Annotated in this window: 10 protein-coding genes; 9 read left to right on the plus strand and 1 reads right to left on the minus strand. The window is 56.8% G+C overall.

Annotated features, from left to right (window positions below):
- Positions 1 to 2: 2 nt before the first annotated feature.
- The 9 genes from BT119_RS00105 (at position 3) to BT119_RS00145 (ending at position 10,413) form a co-directional block, all read left to right on the plus strand.
- Complete coding sequence (locus tag BT119_RS00105) at positions 3 to 557, plus strand: rhomboid family intramembrane serine protease (RefSeq protein ID WP_003368475.1); 555 nt, start codon at positions 3 to 5, stop codon at positions 555 to 557.
- Between the two features lie 84 nt (positions 558 to 641).
- Positions 642 to 1,307 (plus strand): DUF2491 family protein, encoded by a 666-nt coding sequence (locus BT119_RS00110; RefSeq protein ID WP_003368476.1) that lies wholly within the window; start codon positions 642 to 644, stop codon positions 1,305 to 1,307.
- Positions 1,308 to 1,320: 13 nt separating this feature from the next.
- Positions 1,321 to 1,746, plus strand: a complete 426-nt coding sequence (locus BT119_RS00115; RefSeq protein ID WP_003368477.1) for a DUF350 domain-containing protein — start codon at positions 1,321 to 1,323, stop codon at positions 1,744 to 1,746.
- Positions 1,747 to 1,773: 27 nt separating this feature from the next.
- The gene (locus tag BT119_RS00120; RefSeq protein ID WP_004414143.1) at positions 1,774 to 2,520 is read left to right on the plus strand and encodes a DUF1190 domain-containing protein; all 747 of its coding nucleotides are present in this window, start codon (positions 1,774 to 1,776) and stop codon (positions 2,518 to 2,520) included.
- An 11-nt stretch (positions 2,521 to 2,531) separates the two neighbouring features.
- Positions 2,532 to 3,689, plus strand: coding sequence for a glutathionylspermidine synthase family protein (locus BT119_RS00125; RefSeq protein WP_072364393.1), 1,158 nt, complete (start codon positions 2,532 to 2,534; stop codon positions 3,687 to 3,689).
- 519 nt (positions 3,690 to 4,208) lie between these two features.
- A complete protein-coding gene (locus tag BT119_RS00130) occupies positions 4,209 to 5,564 on the plus strand; it encodes a DUF1329 domain-containing protein (protein ID WP_072364395.1) in 1,356 nt (451 codons plus the stop codon).
- Between the two features lie 233 nt (positions 5,565 to 5,797).
- Complete coding sequence (locus tag BT119_RS00135) at positions 5,798 to 6,844, plus strand: YCF48-related protein (protein ID WP_032609994.1); 1,047 nt, start codon at positions 5,798 to 5,800, stop codon at positions 6,842 to 6,844.
- A 27-nt stretch (positions 6,845 to 6,871) separates the two neighbouring features.
- A complete protein-coding gene (locus BT119_RS00140; protein ID WP_072364397.1) occupies positions 6,872 to 9,262 on the plus strand; it encodes an efflux RND transporter permease subunit in 2,391 nt (796 codons plus the stop codon).
- A 437-nt stretch (positions 9,263 to 9,699) separates the two neighbouring features.
- Complete coding sequence (locus BT119_RS00145; RefSeq protein WP_058396652.1) at positions 9,700 to 10,413, plus strand: LuxR C-terminal-related transcriptional regulator; 714 nt, start codon at positions 9,700 to 9,702, stop codon at positions 10,411 to 10,413.
- 149 nt (positions 10,414 to 10,562) lie between these two features.
- Here BT119_RS00145 and BT119_RS00150 read toward each other — a convergent pair whose 3' ends face one another.
- Positions 10,563 to 11,615, minus strand: coding sequence for a fatty acid desaturase family protein (locus BT119_RS00150; RefSeq protein WP_032609993.1), 1,053 nt, complete (start codon positions 11,613 to 11,615; stop codon positions 10,563 to 10,565).
- Between the last annotated feature and the right edge of the window lie 253 nt (positions 11,616 to 11,868).

The following is an 11,868-nucleotide window of genomic DNA, read 5'->3' on the forward strand; positions in this document are numbered from 1 at the left end:
GCATGGCGTTTTCCCGACGACTCAAGGTCATCCTCGTCCTCTCGGCCGTGTTGATTGCGGTACAGGCAATCAACTCGGTCACCGACAACAGTCTGGTCCATTTCGGTATCATGCCGCGCAGCTTCATCGGGTTGCGCGGCATTGTGTTTGCGCCCTTTCTGCACGGGTCGATTCAGCACTTGCTCAGCAATCTGTTGCCGTTCATTGTGCTGAGCTGGCTGGTGGCGACCGAGGGTGTCAGGCGTTATGCATGGGTCGCCGGGCTGATCTGCCTGCTGGGCGGGCTGCTGGTCTGGAGCTTCGGTCGCAGCAATATCCATGTCGGCGCAAGCGGTCTGATTTTTGGTTTGTGGGCTTATCTGCTGGCGCGTGCGTGGTATCAGCGCAGTATCGCCAGCGTGCTGATCGCGCTGCTGGTGCTGGCCGCTTACAGCGGGTTGGTATTCGGCTTCGTTCCGGTGGCCGGCGTGTCGTTCGAATCACATATCGCCGGTGCAGTTGCGGGCGTTTGTGTGGCCTGGCTGATGCATTCCAGGGCATTGCTGGCGCAGAAGTGAGCCAGTCTAATGCGCGGCGGCAGTGCGCCTGTTGCGCTTGAAGAGCGTTATATATCGTCACCCGTCACTGCAAGGAAATGGATTATGAGTTGGTTCAAACGGGCCATGGGCCTGGAAGCCCCCAAGGCATCAGGCCGGGACGGCGTACAACCGGTCAGCACGGTCAGTCCGCTGGGGCTGGCGTCCGGACGCATGCTGTGCCTGGACAGTTCACTGAAGCTGTTGCTCGACGGTCACTCGGAAGTGGTCGTTCCGGGCGATGAAAAGGTCTGGTCCGTAGGGCATATTGATCTCGGCCAGTCCATGGCACTGCATCGTTTTTACCTCGATAACGAGGACTATTTTCTGCAAGTGGTCAGCGACGGCCCCAATCCGGAGGACGTGCAGGACATCATCCTGTTCGGCTACTACAGCGCCGAGCCGATCACCAGCAAGGATGAATTGCTGCGCCTGACCGGGCCATCATCGAAGATCGGCCTGCCGACCTACGAGCACGATGGCGAGGTCTTCGAGCGGCAATGGGGGACTTCCCCTGGCCAGACCGAGCTGACGCCGCTCGATGAAGACATTGTCAGTCCCGACGCGACTTATCGTGTCAAGCACCTGAGCATGCTGTACGCCCGCGAAACGGGACTGATCAACCGCCGTGAATTTCTGCTGTTTTCCGTAGAGGAAGACGAGGAGGGCAGCATCACGCTCACCACGGCGGTCGGCATAACGCTGCAATCCACTGATATCAACGTTCTTTGACAAGGAAATCCTCATGATCGACGCGCTGCGTATGTCGCTCAATGCCACGGCCGTGTTTGGCTTCGTCCTGTACATTCTGGTGGCGGTCATCCTGTTCGCGCTGTTCCAGTTCATCTACAGCCGGATCACCCCACACAAGGAGTTTGCGCTGATTCGCGAGAACAACAGTGCCGCCGCGCTGGCGTTGGGTGGTTCGCTGATCGGTTTCGCGCTGCCGGCCAGTAACATCATCAGCTACAGCATCAGCATTCTGGACGTGATCGTCTGGGTGGTGATTGCCGCCATTGTGCAGCTGCTGGCGTTCGGCGTTACCAGTCTGGTGCTCAAGGGCCTGTCGACACGCATCGCCAAGGGCGAAATGGCAGCAGCCATCTATTCGGCCAGCGTCGCGATCAGCGTCGGTCTTCTCAATGCCGCCTGCATGACCCCGTCGGTCTGACGGCAGCCTTGAACAAGGAGACTCACGATGAGACGTAGTTCAGTAAAACTGGTACTCGCCGGTGCACTGCCGCTGGCCCTTGCCGGGTGTGGCCCGTCCGAGAAAAAGGACACCGTCAACGCCAAGGCCAACTTCAGTTCGGTGCAGGAATGCGTCGATGCCAAGGTGCCGGTGAATATCTGTTCGGATGCCTACATGCAGGCGCTGTCCGATCATCGCCGCATTGCGCCGACCTATGATGACAAGGCGTCCTGCGACGCGGACTTCGTACCGGATTATTGCCAGGTCACCTCTGACGGCAAGTACATGCCCAAGCTCGGCGGCTTCGAACTGGGCTTTTCCGGGCAAGTGCCGAAAGAGGCACTGGACCGTGCCAATCAGGAAGTCAACCAGTCTGCTCCGGCAGGCATGAGTGGCACCACCGGGCTGATGGCCGGGCTGCTGATCGGCAATCTGCTCAGCAACGGCTTCGGCAATAACCGCTATTACTCGCAGCCCATCTACCAGACGCGCGATGATCGAGGCGGTTATTACAGCTCGTCGCTGCCCAGTCAGATCGATCGCGGCAAGACCTTCGGCCGTTCCACCCAGGCGCAATCCAGCCCGGATCGCAGCTACGGCAGGAGCACCCTGGGGCGCAATCTGGGCAGCTCTGGGTCCGGCTCGTCTTCGGTGTCATCGACCATCTCGCGCGGCGGCTTCGGCAGCCAGGCTTCGGCACGCAGTGGCTGGGGCGGCAAGAGCAGCAGTGGCAGCAGCAGTTTCGGAGGCTGACGGTTCGCGGCATGAAAAAGATCAGCATCGAGGAACGTCCGGACTGGCGCACGACCGCCGAACGTGAAGGCTTCAACTTTCACACTATCGACGGCGAGCGTTACTGGGACGAGCGCGGGTATTACCTGTTCAGCGAACAGCAGATTACCCGCGATCTTGAAGCGCCCACCCGGGAACTTCACCAGCTGTGCATGGACGCCGTGGCGCGCGTGGTGGACAGCGAAGCGCTGCTCCATCAACTGGCGATTCCGGAAGCGTTCTTCGACCTGATCCAGACCTCGTGGAAGGAGGGACACCCGCATCTGTACGGGCGCTTCGATTTTGCCTACGACGGTACAGGCCCGGCAAAGATGTACGAAATCAATGCCGATACGCCGACCAGTCTGATGGAAGCCGGGGCGGTGCAACTGCTCTGGCTGGAAGAGCAGATGGCGCGCGGCGTGTTGCCTGCGCATGCCACCCAGTTCAACTCGATTGCTGAGGATCTGGTTCGGGCCTTTGCCGAGTTTTCCGGCACGAGTCCGTTCTACTTTTCGGCGATGTCCGGTTCCATCGAAGACCGGGGCACTACCGATTTCCTGCGGCGTATGGCAGCACACGTCGGCATCGATGCGAGGCATATCGATATCGAAGACATCGGCCTCGGCGCTGATGGGCGTTTTGTCGATCTGGACGGGCGCTGGATCGAGCGCTTGTTCAAACTGCACGCGTGGGAGCATATCTTTCACGAGGAATTCGGCCAGCACGTGTCAGCCAGCGGCACTCAGTTTGTCGAACCCGCGTGGAAGGCGATTCTCAGCAACAAGGGGATTTTGCCGTTGTTGTGGCAGTTCAACGAAGGTCATCCGAACCTGCTGCCTGCGCATGTCGACCACGAGCCGAGCAAAGCGGTCCCCAAAGGCTGGGTGCGCAAACCCTACTTTTCCCGTGAGGGTGCCAATATTGAAATGCGTACGCCCGGCGATCAGGTCATCTCGGTCGATGGGCCTTATACCGATGCGCCCTACATTCTGCAGGCGTACTCGCCGCTTCCGCGATTTGGCGACAGCTACACGCTGATCGGCTCCTGGATCATCGGCGATCTTGCGTCAGGGATCGGTATTCGTGAAGACGACAGCCTGATCACCAAGGACACCAGCCGCTTCCTGCCACACGTGGTTATCGACTGAGCGCTGCCTGTCGTCACCCGGTGTTACTGGCTTGAAGCACGTAACACTCTTTTTGTTACCACACGTTCATATACCCGCCAATAAGCCGCCCTAACGAGCGGCCTTGTTAGTGTGCTGTCTGACAATCAAACAGGCGGTGTCGTTGTTTTTAATTCTGGTCATAACGCGGGAGCACGACGTTTCAGATCTGTACCTTATATAAGTTGTGATCTGTTCTTTATTGCCTGTTGGCATTCACGTTGCATTACTGTGGGCCATTCCGGGTGCCTGCTTCATGAATGTTTAACAGCGTGTTGTTCATTCTTTTTTATTTTGTGAAGTTTCCTACGGACGTATACCCGATAGACAAACTGTTCGCGGGAAGAATACGTGGGTCACTCGGTCTGCCTGTCAAACAACTGTTTATTGGCCGCGCGTCAATAACCGGTGTCGCCCCGACAAAACGCTGTTTATAGCAGAACTATTACAGGCCAGGACGCCATACATGCGTCCCGACGTGGCCATGCAAGGAGAGCCCACATGCTCATGAAACAACTGCTGGGCGGCGCGCTGACGCTGCTGTTCGCGATCAACACCTGCCAGGCAGTCGATACCACGTTGCTCGGGAGTCGTTTGACCCCGCTGGGAGGCGAGATGGCAGGTAATGCCACGGGGACCATTCCGCCCTGGACGGGCGGAATCACCCAGCCCCCGCCCGGATACAAGGGCTCGGGCACTCGGCATGTCGACCCGTATACCGCTGACAAGCCCCTGTTCACCATCACTCACGCCAATATGCAGCACTATCGCACGCGCCTGACGCCTGGGCAGGTGGCGATGTTCGAAACCTACCCCGACAGCTACCGGATGCCGGTATACCCCACGCGACGTTCCGGATCGGCGCCGCAATGGGTGTACGACAACACCCGCCGCAATGCGCAGAAAGCCCGATTGATCGGCGGTGGCAATGGTTTTGTCGATGCCTACGGCGGCATTCCATTTCCGCTTCCGGAAAAGGGCATTCAGGCCGTGTGGAACCACATTGCCCGGTATCGCGGCCACTATGCGGTGCGACGCACTTCGGAAGTTGCGATACAGCGCGACGGCAGTTTCAAGCTGAACACGTCGCGTCAGGAAGTGCTGTTTCGCTTCTATGATCCTGCGGGCAGCTTTGCCAGTCTGGATAACGTGCTGTTCTATTACCTGTCGTTTACCCAGTGCCCGACGCGTATGGCCGGTTCTGCCGTGTTGGTCCATGAAACACTGGACCAGATACAGGAGCCGCGGCAGGCGTGGACCTACAGTGCGCGGCAACGTCGGGTGCGCCGCGCGCCGAGTCTGGCTTACGACATGCCGATCCCGGCCTCTGAAGGCTTGCGCACGGCTGACGACACCGACATGTTCAATGGCTCGCCGGATCGTTACGACTGGAGGTTACTGGGCAAACGCGAGATTTATATTCCCTACAACAACTACCGCATTTCCAGCCCCGACATTACCTATCGGCAATTATTGCAGGTGGGTCATCTCAACCCGGCCTATACGCGCCATGAACTACATCGTGTATGGGTGGTGGAGGGCACGCTCAAACCGACCGCGCGCCATGTCTATTCAAGACGCACGCTGTACCTGGACGAGGACAGTTGGCAGGCCGCAGTCGTCGATCAGTACGATGCCCGGGGGCAGTTGTGGCGCGTCTCCATGGCGTACCTGAAAAACTATTACGAACTGCCGACGACCTGGTCTGCTCTGGACGTCTTCCATGACCTGCAGGCCCGGCGTTATCACGTACAGAACCTCGACAATCAAGAGCCTGGCACCAGTGACTTCTCTCAGCCGGTACCCAGCGTGAACGCCTTCAAACCAGCGGCCTTGCGGCGCAGAAGCATTCGCTGACCGGCGTCTGGGCAGTCTGCGCGATCAACCGTCGTGATGATCCATCAATCACATTCAGCGCGCTTAACAAAAGATAACGACATGTCGATTGTCAGGCATTTGCAAAGCTGCCTAGGATGGCTGAGCTTCCAGACAGGTAACGCCATAGCGCTGCGGGCGTCGACATCGATACGAGTTGTCCGGCACCCACACCCGATAACAGCCACCTGATAATAATAAGAGCGGAAAAGTCCATGCGTGAGTCTTTCCATCGTCGCACCCGGTTATGCGCGGGCATGTCCCTGGCTGTCGTTGCGTCATCCCTGTTTGCGCTGCCAGCCATGGCCGGTTCCGAGGCGCTAGCCACTGCCGTTGCTGCAGACGCTCCTGTTTATGCCATCGAGTCGACCAAAGCCTCTCGCACGTTGTTGCTGGACGTCGCCCATGCGGGTGCGCGGCTGGTCGCGGTGGGTGACCATGGGCATATTCTGCTTTCCGATGATCAGGGCAAGACCTGGAGTCAGGCTCGTGTGCCTACCCGGCAGTTGTTGACGGCCGTGTTTTTTGTGGATGAACAGCACGGTTGGGCGGTCGGTCACGACGCGCAGGTACTGGCCAGCAGCGATGGCGGCAAGAGCTGGAGCAAGCAGTTCGAGGACTTGAAGCGCGAGGCTCCGCTGCTGGATGTCTGGTTCAAGGATCTCGACAACGGTTTGGCCATCGGTGCCTACGGCCTGCTGCTGAGCACGGCCGATGGCGGGCAGCACTGGGAAGATGTCAGCGACCGGCTGGACAACGAAGACCAGTACCACTTGAACGGCATCACTCAGGTCAAGGACGCCGGCCTGTTCATCGTCGGCGAAGCGGGCAGCATGTTTCGCTCCCGCGACGAGGGGCAGACCTGGGAGAAAATCGACGGCCCGTATCAAGGCTCGTTATTCGGTGTGATCGGCACGGCACAGCCGTCCACGCTGCTGGCCTATGGTCTGCGCGGCAATCTGTTTCGCTCCAGCGATTTTGGTGACAGCTGGCAGCCCGTCGAACTTAAGGGTGCGCGCGGGCCGATCGAGTTCGGGCTGGCAAGTGCCACGCTGCTGGCCGATGGCTCGCTGGTGCTGGTCGGCAATGGCGGCAGTGTCATGCGCAGCACCGACGACGGTGAAACATTCGCGGTCTTCAATCGACCTGATCGCATCTCGCTGGCCGGGGTCACTGGCAATTCTCAAGGCAATCTGATTTTGGTCGGGCAGGGCGGCGTTCGCCTCACCTCGCCGACGGGCGCCGATACCACCCAACAATAAGACCTTTCAGGGCGGGGATATTCAGGCATGAACACGCACCAGCACGCGCAAGATCCGGATGAAAAGGCAACCTTCCTCGAACGCCTGATTTTCAACCATCGCCCGGCAGTCATCATCCTCTGCCTGCTGGCCAGCCTCTTTCTGTTCTGGCAGGCCACGCAGGTGCGGCCTTCCACCAGTTTCGAGAAGATGATTCCGCTGTCCCATCCGTTCATCCAGAACATGATGGAACACCGCAACGATCTGGCGAATCTGGGTAACACCGTTCGTATCTCGGTAGAGGCCAAGGAGGGTGACATCTTTTCCAAACCGTACATGGAGACGCTGCGTCAGATCAGCGACGAGGTGTTCTACATTCCTGGCGTTGACCGTTCTGGCCTGAAATCGCTGTGGAGCCCGAGCGTACGCTGGACCGAAGTGACGGAGGAGGGCTTTGCCGGAGGCGAAGTGATTCCGCAGAGTTACAACGGTTCGGATGAGAGTCTGGATCTGTTGCGCAACAACATACTCAAGTCCGGACAGGTCGGGCGGTTGGTGGCCAACGATTTCAAATCCAGCATCATTGATGTGCCGTTGCAGGAGTCCTACCCGGATCCGGCAGACCAGGGCAAGTTGCTGGCGCTGGACTATCAGCAGTTCTCGCACCAGCTTGAAGAGAAGATCCGCGACAAGTATCAGGCGCAAAACCCAAACATCAGGATTCACATCGTCGGCTTCGCCAAGAAAGTCGGCGACCTCATTGACGGCCTGTTCATGGTGGTAATGTTCTTTGGCATCGCCTTTCTGATCACGCTGGTGCTGCTGATCTGGTTCACCCGCTGTCTTCGCAGCACCATCGCCGTGCTGATCACCACGTTGATTGCGGTGATCTGGCAACTTGGGCTGATGCACGTCGTGGGGTTCGGTATTGACCCGTACTCGATGCTGGTGCCGTTCCTGATCTTTGCCATCGGCATTTCCCATGGTGTGCAGAAAATCAACGGTATCGCCTTGCAATCCAGCGAGGCCGACAACGCCCTGACCGCTGCAAGGCGGACGTTTCGTCAGCTGTTTCTGCCGGGCATGATCGCGATTCTGGCCGATGCGGTCGGCTTTATCACGCTGCTGATTATCGACATCGGGGTGATTCGCGAGCTGGCCATCGGGGCGTCCATTGGTGTGGCGGTGATCGTGTTCACCAACCTGATCCTGCTGCCGGTGGCGATTTCCTACGTGGGCATCAGCAAGCGTGCGATCAATCGCAGCAAGCAGGATGCGGTCTCCGAGCATCCGTTCTGGCGCTTGCTGTCCAACTTTGCCAGCCCAAAGGTTGCGCCGGTCTCCATTGTGCTGGCGCTGCTCGCCTTCGGTGGCGGGCTCTGGTACAGCCAGAACCTGAAGATCGGCGACCTGGACCAGGGCGCGCCGGAGCTGCGTCCCGATTCACGCTACAACAAGGACAACGCGTTCATTATCAGTCATTACTCCACCAGTTCGGACGTGCTGGTGGTGATGGTCAAGACGCCACCAGAAGGTTGCTCGGCCTATCCGACAATGTCAGCGATCAACGAACTGGCCTGGAAGATGGAAAACACCCAGGGCGTGCAGTCGGCCATTTCGCTGGTGACGGTGTCGAGACAGATGATCAAGGGCATGAACGAGGGCAACCTGAAATGGGAGAGCCTGTCGCGTAACAAGGATGTGCTGAACAACTCCATTGCCCGCGCCGACGGCCTGTACAACAACACCTGTTCGCTGGCGCCCCTGCTGGTGTTCCTCAACGACCATAAAGCCGAAACCCTGGACCGTGCCGTACATGCCGTGCAGGATTTCGCCAAGGAGAACGACACGCCGGACCTGCAGTTCCTGCTGGCCGCAGGCAATGCCGGGATCGAGGCCGCGACCAACGAGGTCATCAAGCAGTCCGAGCTGGTCATTCTGGTGCTGGTCTACCTCTGCGTGGCAGCCATGTGCATGATCACTTTCCGCTCATGGGCCGCGACCCTGTGCATCGTCCTGCCGCTGGTGCTGACCTCGGTGCTGGGCAACGCGCTGATGGCGTTCATGGGCATCGGCGTCAAGGTCGCGACCCTGCCGGTTGTGGCGCTGGGAGTGGGGATTGGTGTCGATTACGGCATTTACATCTACAGCCGCCTGGAAAGCTTCCTGCGCGCCGGTCTGCCGCTGCAGCAAGCCTATTACGAAACCCTTAAGTCCACCGGCAAGGCCGTGCTGTTTACTGGTCTGTGCCTGGCCATTGGCGTGTGCACCTGGATCTTCTCGGCAATCAAGTTTCAGGCCGACATGGGCCTGATGCTGACCTTCATGCTGCTGTGGAACATGTTCGGCGCACTGTGGCTGCTGCCCGCGCTGGCACGGTTTCTAATCAAGCCGGAGAAGATGGCGGGGAAGGTGGGCAATTCGCTATTTTCACATTAAGACACACATGAGGTTATCCAGCCTCTTCTTGGTGAAGTGTCTTCGCTCTGTGCCGAACGTTTCGCAACGCGCGGCTGCTTTTATTGATCGGCTTGTGTCAGGTCAAGGTTGCCTTGCCCTGTAAAAGGGGGACAGCGGGATGAGAGAAGGGGCGAAGAATAGAGTTTTTAGGGTGATAGAGTTAAAGTTTTTATGAGACGCCTATCAGAACTATCAAGGTATTGTTCTGTGGGGTGGAGCTGTTAGTGTGCGGCTTAATAAGATGTCGTAAGAAATACTATAATCGCGCACAGTGAGTATCAGTGTGCAGGCAAAGTGCCGGTATTCAAAGTCTGAGAGTTACTTAAGTTGCGTGAAGGGTGGGGCGTAGTTATCATGAATTGCATGGGCTTCTCACTTGAGAAGTAGCCATTTCAAATGGTTCATGGAGTAGGATGATGGCACTTTCATTGCGCAGCGATATGTTTGGCCATGAAAAAAGCACCGGCAGACAAAAGCTGGAATGGGAGTTCGAACAGAGTGCAAGTGAGCGGGGTGTTCATCACTATGCCTATTTTTTTTATCATCACACGCCAGCCTTACAGCAACATGGCTTTGTTCTGGTCAGCGGTCCGGAGGCAGGGGAAAAGAACAGTCATTGTGCGGAGCGGCAGGACGTAGCGGATACGGTTCGGGGCGTTGCTTGCTCTCAGCCACTATTTACCGGGTTACTGAACAGGCCTATATCATCAAATGACCGTGGCGAAATGATCGACGCCGGTACCACCTCTGACGGGATGACGGCGTTCTACCTCGGCGAAGAGAAGGCATTCAGTTTACTTCGGTTTGCAAATAAAGAAGCCGGAACAGGGAATGCGCAAGGCGAGTACAGTCTTGCGACGGAGGTGAAGTCGCTGGTTCGTGAGTTTCATCATAAGTTGACGGGCCTGGTCATGGGCTTGAATGAATCGGACGAAAACTTCACTATCACGGACCGTGAAAAGGAAGTGTACATCTGGACGGCAATAGGCAAGACCTGTAATGAAATTGCCGTCATTCTAAATATATCCAAAAGAACCGTGGATTTTCACATTTCCAATGTGATCTCGAAGTTGGGTGTCCGAACCAAACTTCAGGCTTGCATACAACTGACCAAGATGGGCATTTTGTAAGGGACGGTGCTAGCCTTGACGACCGCCCTGAGTGGCAGGTCGCAAAGGCCATTAAAGCGTTGAGTGAGCCTCGGCTCTTTGTGCGCGATTCCGATACAGCGCGGGTTCGATCGGAATACTTATTGACAACCTGCAGTGGAACGCGACGGCTACCGGTTATCGCCTGTTGTTGCCTGCGTACCTTCGCGCGTCGACTGCTCGTACCGCGCCTGATGCGCAGTGTTGTGCTGAGAATGACGTTTGTTTTGCAGGCGATAAATGTTCAGTATCTGGCGTATGACCGATTGCCTGTCGCGACGACCCGAGATGATGCCACCCTTGACCTGATTGACTGCAGCATAGCTCGGGTCCTGCAAAAGAACGCAGTGCGCCTTGTACAGATTCCAGTAGGGGATGCCTGCAAACAAGTGATGAGTGAGATGCAGGTTGTCTCCATGCATGCCGATAAACAGCCTCTCCCACCAGGAGGGGAAACGGTTGCGGGTGATACGCAAGGCCTCCCGTTCCTTGCCGAACAATCCAAAATGTTCAGAAACCTCTGACAGCCAACCGATGACCTGAAAAGCCGTGAGGTAAGGAACGAGCCAGAACATCAGGTAACCGTACAGGCCTGTGGTGGCGTAGAACAACGAGAATAAAACAGCGTGTACTGCGATGAGGGTCAGCGCTTTGCGAGGGGACTTGAACAGTGCGCCCAACCGATGAATGACAAGGTAACGCAGGTAGCTGAATATATTCAGGAGCAGCACGGTTTTAAGCAGATGGTTAAACATGAAGTCAAACCGATCTACGGTCGCCTGCAGTCCAGAATCGATATAGTAACGGTAGTCCGGGTCTTTGTCGGCGTCACCGAGATGATGGTGATGCAGGTGCACGTGCGAATGTCGATAAGCTTCGTAATCCTGAAAGATGGGTAAGCCGGTTAGATAGTGGCCAATGGCATAACTTAGGGAACGGCTTTGAGTCAGGGTTAAATGGGCTGCTTCATGAACAAGGGAGGCGAGTGCGCGTTGCCTTGAACCGATAATTAGCACGCTGAGGGGATAAGCATACAACGACCATTGGGTGAGTGCGACAGCGGAAGCAATGACAATAATATCCCCCGACCAACCCAGTAGCCATCGCCAGTTATTCTTTTTGTAAAGACGCATGAGTTCAAATTTGAGTGCATCGTTACAGTGAAATCTTTGGACGGTTTGCATCGTTTACCTCGACAGGTTGTGCTCTGCAATGCGTTGTTATTAGGGCGTTATATAGACTAGGAAGGTTGGGGGGGCTGCGTAAGCTGTTATTTTTCACAGGTAGACGGTTACAGGGTGTATGTGTTTTTTTTGAAAGAAGTCAATCGTCGTTAACAAAATCTCTTGCATCGGTTTTTTTACGAGGTTGATGTCACCTGATTAATATGTTACCTGAGGCCGTCATGAACAGTTTTGAGAAAAATAATACCGCACC

Origin of the sequence: Pseudomonas sp. NFACC10-1, assembly GCF_900119195.1 — a bacterium.
GTDB classification, from domain to species: Bacteria; Pseudomonadota; Gammaproteobacteria; order Pseudomonadales; family Pseudomonadaceae; genus Aquipseudomonas; species Aquipseudomonas cerasi.